Origin of the sequence: Belnapia rosea (genome assembly GCF_900101615.1) — a bacterium.
Lineage (GTDB): Bacteria > Pseudomonadota > Alphaproteobacteria > Acetobacterales > Acetobacteraceae > Belnapia > Belnapia rosea.
The window spans coordinates 1-15,815 of sequence record NZ_FMZX01000001.1 but is presented as its reverse complement, the minus strand read 5'-3'; the positions used below and the strand labels follow the sequence as shown (position 1 = coordinate 15,815).

19 protein-coding genes are annotated in these 15,815 nt (G+C 70.7%); 8 read left to right on the top strand and 11 right to left on the bottom strand.

Annotated elements, in window-relative coordinates; all coding sequences use genetic code 11:
* Positions 1-34 precede the first annotated feature (34 nt).
* From dnaG to def, 7 genes are all read right to left on the bottom strand, one after another.
* The gene (gene dnaG / locus BLR02_RS00095) at positions 35-1,912 is read right to left on the bottom strand and encodes a DNA primase (RefSeq protein WP_090659306.1); all 1,878 of its coding nucleotides are present in this window, start codon (positions 1,910-1,912) and stop codon (positions 35-37) included.
* A gap of 16 nt (positions 1,913-1,928) precedes the next feature.
* Positions 1,929-2,423 carry a bacterioferritin gene (gene bfr / locus BLR02_RS00090; RefSeq protein WP_090560370.1) on the bottom strand — a complete coding sequence of 165 codons (495 nt, stop codon included), beginning with the start codon at positions 2,421-2,423 and terminating at the stop codon, positions 1,929-1,931.
* A gap of 86 nt (positions 2,424-2,509) precedes the next feature.
* Positions 2,510-2,698 (bottom strand): (2Fe-2S)-binding protein, encoded by a 189-nt coding sequence (locus BLR02_RS00085; RefSeq protein ID WP_090560369.1) that lies wholly within the window; start codon positions 2,696-2,698, stop codon positions 2,510-2,512.
* Positions 2,699-2,709: 11 nt separating this feature from the next.
* Positions 2,710-3,750: an extracellular solute-binding protein gene (locus BLR02_RS00080; protein ID WP_090659303.1), complete on the bottom strand. Its 1,041-nt coding sequence runs from the start codon at positions 3,748-3,750 to the stop codon at positions 2,710-2,712.
* 139 nt (positions 3,751-3,889) lie between these two features.
* On the bottom strand, positions 3,890-4,678 hold the full coding sequence (locus tag BLR02_RS00075) for an HpcH/HpaI aldolase family protein (protein ID WP_245704559.1): 789 nt from the start codon (positions 4,676-4,678) through the stop codon (positions 3,890-3,892).
* A 72-nt stretch (positions 4,679-4,750) separates the two neighbouring features.
* On the bottom strand, positions 4,751-5,332 hold the full coding sequence (locus BLR02_RS00070) for a COQ9 family protein (RefSeq protein WP_090659299.1): 582 nt from the start codon (positions 5,330-5,332) through the stop codon (positions 4,751-4,753).
* Positions 5,329-5,832 (bottom strand): peptide deformylase, encoded by a 504-nt coding sequence (gene def, locus BLR02_RS00065; protein WP_090560366.1) that lies wholly within the window; start codon positions 5,830-5,832, stop codon positions 5,329-5,331. Before def ends, BLR02_RS00070 begins: the two co-directional genes overlap by 4 nt.
* 215 nt (positions 5,833-6,047) lie before the next feature.
* Here def and rpsU point away from each other — a divergent pair, with 215 nt between their 5' ends.
* From rpsU to BLR02_RS00040, 5 genes are all read left to right on the top strand, one after another.
* Complete coding sequence (rpsU, locus tag BLR02_RS00060; RefSeq protein WP_007006360.1) at positions 6,048-6,251, top strand: 30S ribosomal protein S21; 204 nt, start codon at positions 6,048-6,050, stop codon at positions 6,249-6,251.
* A 90-nt stretch (positions 6,252-6,341) separates the two neighbouring features.
* Complete coding sequence (locus BLR02_RS00055) at positions 6,342-6,971, top strand: glutathione S-transferase family protein (RefSeq protein WP_218127828.1); 630 nt, start codon at positions 6,342-6,344, stop codon at positions 6,969-6,971.
* A gap of 28 nt (positions 6,972-6,999) precedes the next feature.
* Positions 7,000-7,872 (top strand): MBL fold metallo-hydrolase, encoded by an 873-nt coding sequence (locus tag BLR02_RS00050; protein ID WP_090659296.1) that lies wholly within the window; start codon positions 7,000-7,002, stop codon positions 7,870-7,872.
* Between the two features lie 6 nt (positions 7,873-7,878).
* Positions 7,879-8,427 (top strand): carboxymuconolactone decarboxylase family protein, encoded by a 549-nt coding sequence (locus BLR02_RS00045; protein WP_090659293.1) that lies wholly within the window; start codon positions 7,879-7,881, stop codon positions 8,425-8,427.
* 192 nt (positions 8,428-8,619) lie between these two features.
* Positions 8,620-9,813: a pyridoxal-phosphate-dependent aminotransferase family protein gene (locus tag BLR02_RS00040; protein ID WP_090659289.1), complete on the top strand. Its 1,194-nt coding sequence runs from the start codon at positions 8,620-8,622 to the stop codon at positions 9,811-9,813.
* Positions 9,814-9,872: 59 nt separating this feature from the next.
* Here BLR02_RS00040 and BLR02_RS00035 read toward each other — a convergent pair whose 3' ends face one another.
* Both BLR02_RS00035 and BLR02_RS00030 read right to left on the bottom strand, forming a co-directional pair.
* Positions 9,873-10,970 carry a mandelate racemase/muconate lactonizing enzyme family protein gene (locus tag BLR02_RS00035; RefSeq protein ID WP_090659286.1) on the bottom strand — a complete coding sequence of 366 codons (1,098 nt, stop codon included), beginning with the start codon at positions 10,968-10,970 and terminating at the stop codon, positions 9,873-9,875.
* Positions 10,967-12,190 carry an MFS transporter gene (locus tag BLR02_RS00030; RefSeq protein ID WP_176849300.1) on the bottom strand — a complete coding sequence of 408 codons (1,224 nt, stop codon included), beginning with the start codon at positions 12,188-12,190 and terminating at the stop codon, positions 10,967-10,969. Before BLR02_RS00030 ends, BLR02_RS00035 begins: the two co-directional genes overlap by 4 nt.
* 289 nt (positions 12,191-12,479) lie before the next feature.
* Between BLR02_RS00030 and BLR02_RS00025 the strand changes: the two genes are divergently transcribed.
* Complete coding sequence (locus tag BLR02_RS00025; RefSeq protein ID WP_090659280.1) at positions 12,480-13,472, top strand: ATP-grasp fold amidoligase family protein; 993 nt, start codon at positions 12,480-12,482, stop codon at positions 13,470-13,472.
* Positions 13,473-13,521: 49 nt separating this feature from the next.
* Here the strand turns inward: BLR02_RS00025 and BLR02_RS00020 are convergent, their stop codons facing one another.
* Both BLR02_RS00020 and gloB read right to left on the bottom strand, forming a co-directional pair.
* Positions 13,522-13,929, bottom strand: a complete 408-nt coding sequence (locus tag BLR02_RS00020; RefSeq protein ID WP_245704558.1) for a cupin domain-containing protein — start codon at positions 13,927-13,929, stop codon at positions 13,522-13,524.
* A gap of 32 nt (positions 13,930-13,961) precedes the next feature.
* On the bottom strand, positions 13,962-14,690 hold the full coding sequence (gene gloB / locus BLR02_RS00015; protein ID WP_090659275.1) for a hydroxyacylglutathione hydrolase: 729 nt from the start codon (positions 14,688-14,690) through the stop codon (positions 13,962-13,964).
* Positions 14,691-14,752: 62 nt separating this feature from the next.
* Here gloB and BLR02_RS00010 point away from each other — a divergent pair, with 62 nt between their 5' ends.
* Together BLR02_RS00010 and BLR02_RS00005 are read left to right on the top strand one after the other, a co-directional pair.
* Positions 14,753-15,478 carry a class I SAM-dependent methyltransferase gene (locus BLR02_RS00010; RefSeq protein WP_090560358.1) on the top strand — a complete coding sequence of 242 codons (726 nt, stop codon included), beginning with the start codon at positions 14,753-14,755 and terminating at the stop codon, positions 15,476-15,478.
* 97 nt (positions 15,479-15,575) lie between these two features.
* Positions 15,576-15,815 (top strand): transposase (locus BLR02_RS00005; RefSeq protein ID WP_143017997.1); only part of this gene is annotated, 240 nt, incomplete at its 3' end.

The window sequence follows — 15,815 nt, the reverse complement described above, 5'->3', positions numbered from 1 at the left end:
GGCCAGCGGATCACCCGTGCAAATGCCCTATCTACTATATGGTACCCGACTCTGCCGGTTCATCGGCCTCGCCACGGCGCAGCGCATCCAGCGCTTTGTTCAGGCTGATGAGACGCTGCTGCGCGATGGGATCATTGGTTTCGACCAGCATCCTCTCCGCCTCGGCCCGGTCCTCGATCAGCTCTGCCTCACCCCGCAGCAATCCAAAGAAGTGCCACCAGGCCTCCAGGGCGTCCTTCGGCTGGGCCTCGGGATCGGCAGCCTGACAGAGCCCCTGCTTCCTGGTCGCCCAGGACACAACCGACTCCCAGCCCGTTTCCCGCAGGTGGTCCATCAGGCTCGTCAAGTCAAGGTGATCAGCGGTCGGGAGCCATGCCAGCAATGCATCCCGCAACCGCGCGCAGTCTCCCTGTGGCAGGTCGAGCACGGCCAGCGCCTCCTCCACCTCGGGCAGCAGGGACGGATGGCGGATCAGGATCGCCAGAAGGTTGCGGGTGCGTTCCAGGCGGATCGCCTCATGGTCGATGGCGGCGCGCTGCAGGCCGGGAATGCTGACGAGCTCGCCAGGCCGGCCCCGTCGGTCGCGGGACGGCCTCGGCCCATAAGCCGCCCCGCCTGCCGGTTTCTGGGCCGGCCGGGCGCCACCCCGGCTACTCTCGAAAAACCGGTCGAGCCAGCTCCGCCGGTACTCGCCGGCCAGTATCTTGTCCGGGATGCTCTTGGCCGCCGCCTCCAGCCGGTTGCGGAAGGCTGCCCGCTGCTCCGGCGTCGCGGGCGGCGACGTCCCGGCCAGCAGGTCGTAGAGCGCGACCGAGAGCGGCTTCGCCTCGGCCAGCACGGCCTCGAAGGCAGCCGGCCCGCCTCTCGCCACCAGCGTATCCGGGTCCTCGCCGCCGGTGAGCGCCGCAAGCCTGAGGCTCCGATCCGGCGCCAGCAACGGCAGCGCCACCTCCGCCGCCTTGGCCGCTGCCTTGGCCCCCGCCGCATCGCCGTCGAAGCAGAGCACCGGCTCGGGCGAGACCTGCCACAGCGCCTCCAGCTGCTCGGCGGTCAGGGCGGTGCCGAGCGGTGCCACCGCCCCGCCGAACCCCGCCTGATGGAGCGCGATGACATCCATATAGCCCTCGGCCACCACCACCGGCGCGCCGCGGAAGGCCCCCTCCCGCGCCAGGTCGAGCCCGTAGAGACTGCGCCGCTTGGAGAAGAGCTCCGTCTCCGGCCCGTTGACGTATTTCGGCTGCCCGTCGCCGAGGATGCGCCCGCCGAAGCTGATGGTCCGCCCCCGCCGGTCGCGGATCGGGAAGATCACCCGGTTGAAGAACATATCGACCAGCCCCGCCTCGGGCCGGTCCGGGTCGCGCGGCTTCATCAGCCCGGCGGCGACGAGCTGCTCGGGCGTGATCCCCTCGCCCTTGAGGTCGGCAGCCAGCGCCCCCCTGCCCTCGCCCGACCAGCCAAGGCCGAAGCGCGCGATGGTCGCCTCCGTCAGCCCGCGCTGGCGCAGGTAGTCGAGCGCCGCACGCCCCTCGGGCAGCATCAGCCTTCGGCGGAACGCCGCCTCGGCCGCCGCGCAGACGCCATAGAGGTCGCGCGCCCGCCGCTCCCGCTCCGCGGCCTGGGGCGTCGCCTTCGGCACCTCCAGCCCCGCCTCGCCGGCAAGGCGCTCGACGGCCTCGGGGAAGCTGGCGCCCTCGGCGCGCATCAGGAAGGTGATCGCATCCCCATGCGCGCCGCAGCCGAAGCAGTGGAAATGGTCGTCATAGACGTAGAAGGAGGGTGTCTTCTCGTTGTGGAAGGGGCAGCACCCCTTCCACTGCCGCCCGTTCCGCGCGAGGCGCGTCTTGCGGCCGATCAGGCCCGGCAGCGGCGTCCGGGCCCGCAGCTCCTCGAGGAAGGCGGGCGGGAGGGCCATCGGCCGGGCGCTGCGGTCAGTCCGCCTCGTGCTGGTCCGGGGCGGCGGCGCTGTTGAGCAGGATGTAGCGCTCGATGCCGATCAGCTTGATCAGGTCGAACTGGCGGTCGAGGAAGTCCACATGCTCCTCCTCGTTCGCCAGGATCTTCAGGAGCAGGTCGCGGGAGACGAAGTCGCGGACGCTCTCGGCATAGGCGATGCCCTCGCGCAGGTCGCCGGTCGCCTTCTCCTCGATGGCGAGGTCGGCGCGGAGGATCTCCTCCACCGTCTGCCCGACCAGCACCTGGTTCAGCCGCTGCAGGTTGGGAAGGCCGCCGAGGAAGAGGATGCGCTCGATCAGCCAGTCGGCGTGGTGCATCTCCTCGATCGATTCCTTGTACTCGTGCGCGCCGAGCTTGGTCACGCCCCAATGGCGGAGGATCCGTGCGTGCAGGAAGTACTGGTTGATCGCGGTCAGCTCGTTGGTGAGCTGGGTGTTCAGATGCTCGATGACCTTGGGGTCGGCCTTCATGGCGGCTCCGGCACGAAAGGGCGCCAGGGGCCATGGGCTCCTGGCGCGCGCTGAGGATGGGCCGACTTGTATAGCAGAACGCGCCGTCAGGAAGCCCGGCTTTGCGCTGGCGGCGCGGCGAGGTCGCGGATCATGCTGAGTATCATTCGCGTACACGTCCCGCACTGCGCCTTGCAGGCGCAATGGGCATAGACGTCGCGCGGCTTGCTGGCGCCCTTCTCGACCGCCTCGGTCACCTGCTTGTCGGAGAGCGCGTTGCAGAGGCAGAGGATCATCGCCGCCTCCCTCAGCGCCAGCCGGCGCGCTGCATGATCTGCAGCGCCTGCGTGGCATTCGCATTCGTCCGCTCGGCATCGACCGGCTCGGGCCGGAAGCTGCCCATGGCGCGCAGCGCCGGGTGCAGCGGCGCGTCGGCGACGGCCGGATACTCCATGTTGCCGAGGGCGAAGCGCTCCTGCGCCGGGCCGCTCGTCAGGTATTCGAGGAAGCGCACCGCCGCCTCGCGGTTCGGCGCCGTCTTCACCAGCCCGGCGCCCGAGATGTTCACATGCGTGCCGCGGTCGCCCGGCGCCTGGTTCGGGAAGATGACGCCGATGCGGGAGAACAGCGCCCGGTCCTCGGCGCGCTCGGAGGCACCGATCGCCGCCAGGTAGTAGGTGTTGGCGATGGCGAGCCCGCACTGCCCGGCCGGGATGGCGCGGAACTGGTCGCGGTCGCCGCCCTGCGGCGGACGCGCGAGGTTGGCGGCGAAGCCCTTGGCCCACTCCTCCGTCCGCTCCGGCCCGTTGGCGGCCAGGATCGAGGCGCCGAGGCTCGTATTGTAGGGATGGCTGGCGGCACGGACGCAGATCTGCCCGCGGAAGCGCGGATCGGCCAGGTCCTCGTAACGCGCCAGACCCTCGGGCGTGCCGCGCTCCTTGTCATACATGATGACGCGGGCGCGGGTGGAGACGGCGAACCACAGGCCCTGCCCGTCGCGCAGCGCTGCCGGGATGCGCTGCTCGATCACCGGCGAGCGCAGCGGCTGCAGGATGCCGGAGGAGGCCGCCCGTGCCAGCCGCGCCGCATCCACGGTGATGAAGACATCGGCCGGGCTGTTCGCGCCCTCATTGCGGATGCGCTCGATCAGCTGGTCGGCATCGCCCTCGATCAGCCGCACCCGGATGCCCGTCTCCTTCGAGAAGGCCTCATAGAGGGCGCGGTCGCTGTCGTAGTGGCGCGAGGAATAGAGGTTGACCTCATTGGCCGAGGCGGCCGGGCCGGACCATGCCGCGAGGCAGGCAGAGGCGGCGAGGGCAAGCAGGCGTCGCGTGGGGCGAACAGGCATGCGGACGTCTTCTCCGGACTGGCGGCCCGTTGATAATGGAAGTGAGAACCATTCGCAAGTCACTTCCGGGGCCGCTTCAGGCAGATTGGCGGCCCGCAGGCCGCCCCGCCTTGATCCCGCGCAATCCGGGCTGGAAGGGTTACGGGCTGGCTAGGCCGCGCAGGAAGCTGCTGCGCCCGCCTGCCGCCGCCATCAGCATGGTGTGGTCGGAGCCGGCGAGGACGAAGCGCGCCCCGAGGCGGATATAGGCCGCCGCCCAGGTCTCGTCGTAGACGCCGCCCATGCCGAGCACCTTGCCGGCCGAGGCACAGGCCGCCGCCACCTTGCCATAGGCCGCCTGCACGTCCGGATGGCCGATCTGGCCCGCGATGCCCATGGAGGCCGTCAGGTCGGAGGTGCCGATCAGCAGCACGTCCACCCCCGGCACCGCGGCGATGGCCCCGGCATTCTCCACCGCTTCCGGCGTCTCGATCATGCAGGCCACCAGGATCTCCCGGTTCAGCTCGGCCTGCGCCTCGGCGACGGGCGGCGGCTGGAACCCATAGGCGAAGGGCGGCCCGCCCCAGCTCCGGGTGCCGAGCGGCGGGAAGCGGAAGGCGGCCGCCACCGCCCGCGCCTCCTCGGCGGTATCGACATGCGGCACGACGACGCCCATGGCGCCGTTGTCGAGCGCCCGCGTCCCCTCAAAGAGCGCATCCTTGCAGCAGCGGACGATGGGGGTGATCCCCTGCCCGAGCGCGGCGAGGGCGATCTGCGTCGCCTCCTGCACGCTCATCGCGCCATGCTCCATGTCGATGAAGAGCCAGTCATAGCCGGTGGCCGCGGCGATCATCCCGACCGCGCTCCCGCGCAGGTGGTGCACCCCGAAGCCGAGCGAGACCTCGCCCGCCGCGAGCCGCCGCCTGACGTGATTCGGCACGATGGGCATGGCGCCCTCCCCCTTTATCCGTTGGGGGAAGCGCACCATGCCCCGCGCCCAGGGTCAATCAGCTGCGGTCGATCAGGCCGCCCGGCGCCGCAGCTTGCCGAGGCGCGCCACATCGGCGAGGCGCCGGTCGAGGAAATCGAGCGCATCCTCCACGCCCGGCTCGTCGTCCCGCATCCAGTAGGCGAGCGTCGCGCCATAGACGCCGGCCAGCGTCGCCCGCCGCGTGTACCAGGAGAAATCGGCCGAGCTGTCGCCCGCCGCATACCAGATCGCGTTCACCGTCTGCGCCGTGGTGCGGAAGGCGGCCGGCGTGTTCCAGGGCAGCGCCAGCAGGCTGAGCGCCCGCCGCAGCGCCTGCTTGTGCGGCGCGACGGCCAGCAGCCGCAGCTCCACCAGCCGGCGGATGCGCGCCGGCACCCGCAGCGTGGCGATGTCCTCCGCCGCCGCGGCCGCCTCCATCTCGCGGTTGGAGAGGTCGATCCAATGGGCGACGGCCCCTACCGGCCCGGTCGGGAAATGGCTCTCGGCCAGGGCCGGGTCCTCGCCGATGGCGGCCAGCCCGGCGCGGATCGTGGCCCAATTCCAGCCCTGCCCGGCCGCGATGGGCAGCATGGCCCGCAGCGCCCGGTCGCGGATCTCGGACCGCTCGGTCATCGCGCCGGGCTCCCCGCGGCGCGGGCCAGCTCCTCGGTGAAGCCGAAGAGGGAATGGTCGGTCATGCGCATGGGGTAGAGGACTCCGTCCAGATGGTCCGTCTCGTGTTGCATCACCCGCGCGGTCATCGCCTCCGCCTCGCCTTCCACCGGGTTGCCCTCGGCATCCAGCCCGCGATAGCGGATCCGCCGCGGCCGCTCCACCGAGCCGCGCAGGCCGGGGATGGAGAGGCAGCCCTCCCAGGCGGTCTCCAGCTCCTCTCCCAGCGGCTCCAGCTCAGGGTTCACCAGGGCGGAGACCCCGGTCGGGCCGCGCCAGACGAAGAGCCGCAGCGGCACATGCACCTGCGGCGCCGCCAGGCCGATTCCCGAGGCATCGAGCATCGTCTCCGCCATGTCGGCGATCAGCCGGCGGATCTCGGGATGGGTCGGGTCGTCCACCGGCTCCGCCGCACGCAGCAGCACCGGGTGGCCCATGCGGGCGATCTTCAGTATGGCCAAGGCAAACCTCCCTCCGGGAACCCAGGGCCGATTTGGGGGCGGAAGGCCCGGAGCGGGAGGGGGCTTCCCGCACCAGCCCTTCCCATGCTAGGGAATCACCCCTCCGCATCAGGGTGGGGATGGCGAAGGTGGCCCGGTTCGTCCGAGCCGCCTGCAACCGCGCCCCCTGAGCGGCGATTCCTGTTTCCCCGTCAAGCCCATGGAGGCAAGGCCGCGTGCAAGTCGTCGTTCGTGACAACAACATCGATCAGGCGCTGAAGGCGCTCAAGAAGAAGCTTCAGCGCGAGGGTGTGTTCCGCGAGATGAAGCTGCGCCGCCACTACGAGAAGCCCTCCGAGCGCCGCGCCCGCGAGGCCGCCGAGGCCGTCCGTCGCGCCCGCAAGGTGGAGCGCAAGCGCCTGGAGCGCGAAGGCTTCTAAGCCTACCAGGCCCGGCCTTGCGCCGGGCCCTGGCTTGCATCCGCGGCGCGGCAAGGCACACTCCCCTCAAAGTACGAGGGGGAGATATCCATGCCGCCACCGCAGGCCACCATGCAGTTGCATTGGTCGAGCCGCTCTCCCTTCGTCCGCAAGGTCATGGTCTGCGCCCATGAGCGCGGATTGGACGCGCAGATCGAGCGCATCCCGACCGTCGTCGCGCTGACGAGGACCGACCGCTCCCTCCTGCCGCGCAACCCGCTCGGGCGCATCCCGACGCTGGTGCTGCCCGATGGCGGCATCCTCTTCGACTCCATCACCATCTGCGAATACCTGGATGGGCTGGGCAATGCCCCGCGCCTCTTCCCCGCCCCGGGCCCGGGGCGGATCGACGCCATGCAGCGCCATGCGCTCGGCACCGGCTTCATGGAGATGCTGCTGCTCTGGCGCGGCGAGTCCCTGCGGACCAGCCCCGACCCCGCCATCATCGAGGGCTTCGAGTTGAAGCGTGCCGCGGTTCTGCCCGCGCTGGACGCGCTGGTGCCCCGTCTGGAGGCCACCCCCTACGATATCGGCCATGTCGCGATCGGCTGCAGCCTCGCCTATCTCGACTTCCGCTGGCCGGAATTCGGCTGGCGCAAGGCGCATCCGGCCCTCGCCGCCTGGCAGGCCGGCTTCGAGGCGCGCCCGGCCGTCCGCGCCACCGCCCATATCGACGCCTGAGGGAACACCACACAGGGAACGCCCCATCATGCAGAGCCTCCGCATCGGCGACGTCACCATCACCAGCATCATCGAGCGCGACGGCCCCTGGCGCCGGCCCGAGGACATGTTCCCGGCCTATGAGCCGGAGCGCGGCCGGGCCTTCCTCGCGGGCATGGACCCGGTCGTCTTCGACCAGGCCAGCGGCCGCATGGTCATCACCTACCAGACCTTCGTGGTCCGCACACCGAAGCACACCATCCTGGTCGATACCTGCACCGGCGAGGACAAGGGCTTCCCGCCGCCGATGGACTTCCCGAAGGCGCCCTGGCTGGAGGGCTTCCGCGCCGAGGGGCTGCGCTTCGAGGATATCGACTACGTCTTCTGCACCCATCTCCATATCGACCATTGCGGCTGGAACACGCGGCTGGTGAACGGGCGCTGGGTGCCGACCTTCCCGCGAGCCAAATACGTCTTCCACCGGGGCGAGTACGCCGCCTGGGAGGAGGCCACCGCCCGCGGCGCCAACCCGCCCGGCAACGTCTGGCGCTACAATTGCGAGCCCGTGGTCGCCGCCGGCCAGGCGCTGCTCGTCGATGACGACTTCGCCCTCGACGACTGCATCCACCTCTCGCCCTCGCCGGGCCACTCGCCTTGCCATTGCTGCATCAACATCACCTCGGGCGGCCAGCGCGCCGTCGTCACCGGGGACCTGATGCACCACGCCCTGCAGATCCGCGAACCCGCCTGGTCCACCATCTTCGACTGGAATGCGGAGCAGGGCATCGCCTCCCGCCGCCGCTTCCTCGCCGAGGTGGCTGAGACCCCGACCGTCGTGCTGCCCATCCACTTCCCCGGCCGCACCGCCGGCCGCGTCACGGCGGCGGCGGATGGCTTCCATTACCGCTTCCTGGAAGGCTGAACCGCCATGGCCCGCCTGCCCTATCTCGAAAAATCCGATCTCGCCCCCGAGGACCAGCCGCTGCTGGCCCGCGACATCAACCTGCACAAGATCCTGGTCCACAACCCCGCCGCCGCCCGCGCCTTCGGCGCCCTCGGCGGCTATCTCCGCCACGGCACCACCCTCGATGCCCGGCTGCGCGAATTGGCGATCCTGCAGGTGGGCTGGCTCGCCCGCTCACCCTACGAGTGGTCGCACCACATCAAGATCGGCCATGATTTCGGCGTTACCGATGCCGATATCGCGGCCCTCATCCAGGAGAGCCGTGGCGAGGCCTCGGCGCTCGAGCCGCTGGCGCGGCTGGTGCTGCAGGCCGCGCGCGAGGTGCATGACGGGCCGGGCATCGCCCCCGCCACCTTCGCCGCGCTGCAACAGCAGCTCGACCCGGCCAGCCTGACCGACCTCGTCCTCACCGCCAGCTTCTACTGTGCCGTGGTGCGCGTGCTCGCCTCCTTCGAGATGGATGTGGAGGAGAGCTACATGCCCTATCTCCGGCAATTCCCGCTGCCCGCGTAACCGGCCAGGCGCCGCAACGAGGCCGGTTGCACCTCGGCCCGCCGCGGCCTCGACGGCACCGGCCCGTTGCATCGCCCGGCGAGGGCCGGCCAGCCTGCCCGTCCTCGGGCGCCCCATGCTCTTACCCCTGGGCAACCGCCCACAGGCATGGGATGACCGCATGACAAAAACCCTTGGGGGAATCAGGACGCCATGAGCGCCACGCAGCCCGCCCGGAAGCCCCGCGGCCGCCAGTTCTTCGCCAATCCCGGCCCGACCAATATCCCGGATTCCGTGCTGCTGGCCGGTGCCCACCAGACCGTCGACTTCAACGACCCGACCTTCATCGAGGTCTACGAGGCCTGCATCGCCGGGCTGAAGCGCGTGCTGAAGACGCAGCAGAACATCTTCCTCTACACCGGCTCCGGCCATGCCGCCTGGGAAGCCTGCCTCGTCAACCTGCTCTCGCCCGGCGACACGGTGCTGATCGTCGAAAGCGGCTACTTCTCCGAATCCTGGGCGAAGATGGCAGGGGACCTCGGCATCGAGGTGCAGACCGTCGCCGCCGACTGGCGCCATGGCGCCGACCCGGCCGCGGTGCAGGCGGCGCTGGCCGCCGACCGCGAGCACCGCATCAAGGCCGTCTGCGTCGTCCACAACGAGACGGCAACCGGCATGACGCTGCCGGTGCAGGAGATCCGCGCCGCCATCGACGCCGCCGGCCACCCGGCGCTGCTGCTGGCCGACACCATCTCCTCGCTCGGCTCGCTCGATTTCCGCATGGATGAATGGGGCGTCGATGCCGCGGTCGGCGGCAGCCAGAAGGGGCTGATGCTCCATACGGGGATGAGCTTCAACGGCGTCTCCGACAAGGCGATGGAGGCCCACAAGACCTCGCGCCTGCCGAAGCACTACTTCAACTGGACCAACATGCTGGCGCGGCCGCACAAGAGCTTCGTCGGCACCGTGCCCGTCAGCTTCTTCTTCGCGCTGCAGGAGAGCCTCCGCCTGATCGAGCAGGAGGAGGGCCTCGAGAACGTCTTCGCCCGCCACAGCCGCCTGGCACGGGCCGTGCGGGCTGCGGTGCAGCACTGGTCGGGCAATAACGGGCCGCAGCTCTTCTGCACCAACCCGGCCCGCTACTCCGACAGCGTGACGGCGATCCTGATGCCGGAAGGCTTCAATGCCGACGACCTGCGCGGCGTGGCGCTGAAGCGCTTCAACGTCTCGCTCGGCGGCGGCCTCGGCCCGCTCGGCGGCAAGGTCTTCCGCATCGGCCATCTCGGCGACCTGAACGAGCCGATGATCCTCGGCACGCTCTCGACCGTCGAGCTGGCGATGAAGGTCGCGGGCGTGCCGCACACGCCGGGCGGCGTGGATGCGGCGATCGCCACCCTCGCGGCCTGATCCGGCCACCCCGGGCCTGGGCACCGCGCCCAGGCCCCTTTCCGTCATACGGCCTGCGCTCAGGCCAGGGCGAAGTCGAGCAGCACCTCCGGCTTGAAGGCAAGGCCATGCCCGGGCGTCTCCGGCGCATGGATCATGCCCGCCTCGATCCGCGGATGCTCCACCCAGAGATCGTCGAGCAGCCCCATCTGCTCCGCCCAGGCCGCATTCGGGATGCTGGCCAGCAGATGCACGTTCAGCTCCGGGAAGAGATGCGGCGCGATCGTCATGCCCCAGGTCTCGGCGACGGTGGCGATCTTGCGGAGTTCGGTCAGCCCTCCACGCATCGGGTCGGGCTGCAGGATCGGCAGCCGCGGGTTCTGCAGGAAGGGCTTGAGGTCCGCTCGGCCGAAATGCGTCTCGCCCCCCACCACGCGCGTCGTCAGCGCCTCGGCGCAGCGCAGATAGCCGGCATAGTCATCCGGCAGCACCGGCTCCTCGATCCAGTAGGGGTCGTAATCCTGGAAGGCACGGCCCGCGATGATCGCCTGGTCGGCGGTCCAGCCCATGTTGATGTCGATCATGATCTCGACATCGGGCCCGACCGTGTCGCGCACCAGGCGGAGGTTCCGCACATCCTGCCGCCAGTCGCCGATATGCGCCGCCTGCATCTTGATGGCCTTGTAGCCGGCATCGGCGAAATGCCCGGCCTTCGCCGCCATCCCCTCGCCCAGCGCGCCGCGGAAGCAGCCGCTGCCATAGACGGGGATCTCGCTCCGCACATGGCCCCAGAGCCGGTGCAGCGGCAGCCCCGCCGACTTGCCGAGGATGTCCCAGAGCGCGATGTCGATGGCCGACTGCGCCATCATCGTCACGCCGCCCCGGCCGCCGGTCACCGTCATCCGCCAGAGATCCTGCCAGATCCCCTCCACCTCGGTCGCGCTGCGGCCGATGACCTGCGGTGCCATCGCCTCCTCGATGCAGCAGGCGATGGTGCGCTGCAGCGGCAGGGTCAGCAGGTGCAGGTAGCCCATGCCGGTGATGCCGGAGGCCGTCTCCAGCTCCACCACCACCAGCTCGCGCATCGGGCCGAGTGCATGGCCTTTCATCCAGGGGTCGTTGGCCCAGGGCATCCGCAGCAGCGTGGTGCGCACGGCGCGGATCGTCAGGTCGTTCATGGTGGCGTCTCTCCCTCGATCTGGCGCCAGAGCCTGCGCGTGAGCAGCAGCGCCAGCAACCCCTCCGCCCCGCTGAGCGCGGCCGCCGCCGGCGCGCCGATCGCATCCGCCAGCAGGCCGATATGGACGAAGCCCACCGGCCCGATCCCGATGCAGACCGAGAGCAGGCCGAGCACGCGGCTGCGCAGCTCGACCGGGGCCAGCCGGTAGACCAGCGTCGCCTGCATGATGCTGAAGCCGGCCTGGCCGAAGCCGGTCAGCAGCAGCGCCACCCCGGCCGCCCAAGGATGCGGCGAGAGCGCGAAGAGGATCTGCATGGCGAAGTACATCGTCACCCCGGCGAGGTAGCAGCGCGCATAGCGCGACGGCCCCACCCAGGCCGCGACCGCCAGCGCGCCGAGGAAGGCGCCGACGCCGTCCATGCTCGCCAGCACCCCCACCCCCTCCGGCCCGAGCCCCAGGTGATGCTGCGCCACCACCGGGATCAGGCTGGTGAAGGGCCAGCCGAAGATGTTGAAGATGACGGTGACGGCCAGCGTCGCCATCAGGCGCGGGTCGGCCCGCACCGCGACCAGCCCCTCGCGGATGCGCGCGGCGACGCCGATGCCGTTCTCGGCGCGCACCCCGCTGCGGTAGCGCAGGCGCAGCATCGCCCAGACCGCCAGCAGGTAGAGCCCGACCGAGACGAAGAAGGTGCCCTCGATCCCGACCGCGGCGAAGATCAGCCCGGAGAGGGTCGGCCCGAGCATGCGGCTGGCATTGTTGCTGCCGACATCGGCGGACATGGCCATGCCCATCCGCGCCGCGCCCGCCACCTCGCCCACCATCACGCGCCGCACCGGGTTGTCAGCCGCCCAGGAGAGCCCGTTGATGAAGCTCGCCACGGCGAGGTGCCAGACCGCGAGCATGTCCCAATGCGCCAGCAGCGCCAGCGCCAGCGAGGTCAGCAGGCTGACGAGCACGATGCCGAGCAGCGCCGTCCAGGCCTCCACCCGCTCGGCCAGTGCCCCGAGCACGGCACCGAACAGCCCCATCGGCAGGACGCGCAGCATGCCGATCATGGTGACGAGGAAGGCGGAACCGGTGGCCTGCCAGACGAAGAGGCCGACGGCCAGCGTCTCCAGCCAGCGCACCAGGAAGATGACGACCCCGACCAGCCAGAGCCGGCGGAAATCCGGCATGGCGAAGAGTCGCGGCGGGGCAGCCGCGCATGCGGTCACGCTGATGGTTTCCTCCCGGACCTTTCGCGCATGGTGGCCCGAAGGCGCCGCGATGGCCAGCCGCAAGCCGGGCGACAGCATCGGGCCCGGACCAGGCGGGACATCCCCTGGCCCGCCGGGGCTCGCAGCGCCCGCGGGACGCGTTGGAACATGCAGCCCGGTGTTCGGAGAACCAGTCTCAAGACCCGTCGTTGGTATCGGACCTTGGGTCTCGCCGGCCGCTGGACGCCGGCGGTTCCCGGAAACCGGGCGATGAAAACCGGGCGATGGCGTGACTGGGGAGGCAAGAATGCGCGTCGACTTACCCGGCAGTGGCCGAGGCTGGATGGCCCGGCCCTGGCGTCGGCTCCTGCGTGCCACCGCCGACAGGGTTACCTGGCTCGACAGGATCCGCAACGAGCGCCGCCTGCGCCGCCAGATGCAGGACGCCTTGGGCTATGCCCCCGATCTCCGCCATCCCAGGACCTTCAACGAACGGATCGCCCGGAAAATCCTGGACGACAGGAACCCGCTGATCCCGCTCACCCTGGACAAGGTCGCGGTGCGGGACTGGGTCGCCGGCCGCATTGGGGAGGCGTTCCTCGTCCCGCTGTTCGGCGTCTGGGAGCGGGCACGGGACATCCCGTGGGACGACCTGCCCTCCCGCTTCGTGGCGAAGACCAATCACGGCTGCGCCTACAACATCCTCGTCAGCGACAAGGCCAGCCAGGACCGCGAGGCCGTCATCCGCCAGCTCGATGCCTGGATGGCCGAGAACTACTACGATTGCGCACGGGAATGGGGCTACCGCTCGATCCCGAGGCGCATCCTCGTCGAGGAATTCCTGCGCGGCAGGCAGGGCGGGGTGCCGGAGGACTACAAGCTCTTCGTCTTCGGCGGCCAACCCCGGCTGCTGAAGGTCATCCACGGCCGGTTCACTCCGGAGGAGCGGCATTTCTACTACGACCCGCAGACCTTCCAGCCGCTCGACATCGGCTGCTTCCGCCCCGCCGACTATCCCGGCGATGCCGGCCCGCCCCCCGAGGCCCGTCAGCTCCACGACCTGGCGGCCCGGCTGGGGGCGCCCTTCGACGCCGTGCGGGTGGATTTCTACCTCATCGACGGGCGCCCGCTCTTCGGCGAGCTGACGCACTACACCGGGGCGGCCTCCCTCTCGCTCGGCTCCTACGAGAAGGACCTCGAGGTCGGCGAGATGTGGGCCGAGGCGCTGCGGCTGAAGGGCAAGGCCGGGGCGGCCCGCCGCCGATGGCCTGGCCGTGCGGGCCAGCCGGCGCCGGGCTGAGCCACGCGGCCCGGCGGCGCTGCCGGGCGGGGCGGCCGGCGCCGGAGCCTCACCCGCCCGGCGCCCAGCCCTCCGGCGCCATCTCGAAGCCGGCGAAGTCGAAGGCGGGGCTGACCGTGCAGCCGACCAGCGTCCAGGCGCCGAGGCTCCGCGCCGCCTGCCAGCACCCCTTCGGCACCAGCGCGAAGAACTGCTCACCCGGGCCCAGATCCGGCCCGAGCCTCACCTCCTGGGCCCGCCGCCCATCTGCCGACAGCCCGAGCGCCAGCGCCGCCCCGGCATGCCAGTGCCATCCCTCGGCCGCATCGACGCGGTGCCAGTGGCTCCGCTCACCGGCGGCGAGCAGGTAGAGGATCGCCGTCCCCGCCCCGCGCCCGCCACCGGGCGGGGCGTCGCGCCAGGTCTCCCGGTAATGCCCGCCCTCCGGATGCGGGTGGAGGCCGAGCGCGGCGATCACCGCCGCCGCCTCCAGGCCCCCATCACGCAGGTTCAGCGGAAATTGTCCTTCGCGGTGCGAATTTCGGCCAGCCGCACCACGTCGCCCGCGCGGAGGAAGGGATTCTCCTCCCGCTCCTGCCCGATGGTCGTCGGCACCGTCGCCTGGCCCGCGGCGCGCTGGGCCTTCACCTCCTCCGCCCTCGCCTGCAGCATGGCGTTCTCCGGCTCCACGGTGAGGGCGAAGCGGGCATTGCTCTCGGTATATTCATGCCCGCAACAGACCAGCGTCGCCACCGGCAGGGCCGCGAGGGCCTGCAGCGAATGGAACATCTGCTCGGCCGTCCCCTCCAGCAGCCGGCCGCAGCCGAGCGAGAACAGGGTGTCGCCGCAGAGCAGCACGGCGCCCTCCGGGAAATGGAAGGCGACATGGCCGACCGTATGGCCCGGCGTGTCGATCACCACCCCCTCGGTGGCGCCGATGCTCACCCGCTCGCCAGGCTTCAGCGCCTGGTCGAGCTTCGGCAGCCGGTGCGCATCCGCCGCCGCGCCGACCACGCGGGCGCCGAACCGGGCCCGCACCGCCTCGACGCCGTCGATATGGTCGCCATGGTGGTGGGTCAGCAGGATCAGGTCGCAGCGCCCACCCGCCGCCTCCAGCGCGGCGATCGCCGGCCCCGCCTCGCCGGGGTCGCAGACCGCCACCGTCCCGGTCGCCGCATCGCGCAGCATCCAGGCGTAATTATCGGAGAGGCAGGGGATGGCGGTGACCGAGACCGGCATGGCGGAGATCTCCTTGACGCTGCCCCGTGAACTCCGGGGGCGATCCGTCCTATATCCCTCCCATGCGCCATGAGGTCCACGGGCTGCGGGATTTCTATGCCACCCAGGCGGGGCTGGTCGCCGCGCGCCTGCTGCGCGAGAGGATGCGCCAGATCTGGCCGCGCCTGCCCGGCGGCACGGCGGTGCTCGGCCTTGGCTATGCCAGCCCCTTCCTCCGCCTCTGGCAGCGGAACGGCGCCCGCTGCGTCAGCCTGGTGCCGCCGCATCTGCCGCATTGGCGCTGGCCGCGCGGCGCCCGCAGCCGCACCGCCATCGGCGAGGGCGAGGCGCTGCCCTTCCCCGACCTGTTCTTCGACCGCATCCTGATCGTCCACGGCCTCGAACATGCCGAGAATGGCCGCCGCCTGCTGCGGGAGGCCTGGCGGGTGCTGAAGGATGACGGCCGCCTGCTGGTGGTGGCGCCCAACCGCCTCGGCCTCTGGGCGCATCTCGAACGCACCCCCTTCGGCCACGGCGAACCCTTCTCCACCGGCCAGCTCGAACGCCTGCTGCGTCGCCAGCTCTTCGCCGTGACGCGGCGGGAGGCGGCGCTCTTCATCCCGCCCTTCCGCACCCGCCTGCTGCTGCGCGGCGCGGGTGCCTGGGACCGCCTCGGCAACCGCCTCTGCCCCGGCTTCGGCGGGGTGACGCTGATGGAGGCGACCAAGGACTTCTCCGAACTCATCCCCGCCGGGGCGGTGCCGGCCAATGCCCGGCGCCGCCGCATCGTGATGGCGGAATCCGCCTAGGGTCTGTGACCGGACTGTCTGACTAACCGATCTGGCTCCGATCTGGTCTCTGGCCGCGCCACCTTGGAAGGTCTTGAGGCTTTCAAGGAACGCGGCCATGACCAGGACAAGCCTGGACGACGCCCAATGGGTGTCGCTGATGCTGGTGATGCAGCAAATCCCCCTTGTCTGGAAGCGTGATGACGTGGCACTGCGCCGCTTCGTTGAGGCGGCGCTCTGGATTTGCCGAACCGGCGCGCCGTGGCGCGACCTGCCAGACGGGTTGGGTCTCTGGTCGAGCGTCTATCACCGCTGGCGGCGTTGGTGTCTGCGCGGCTGGTGGGAGGTGATCTTCCAG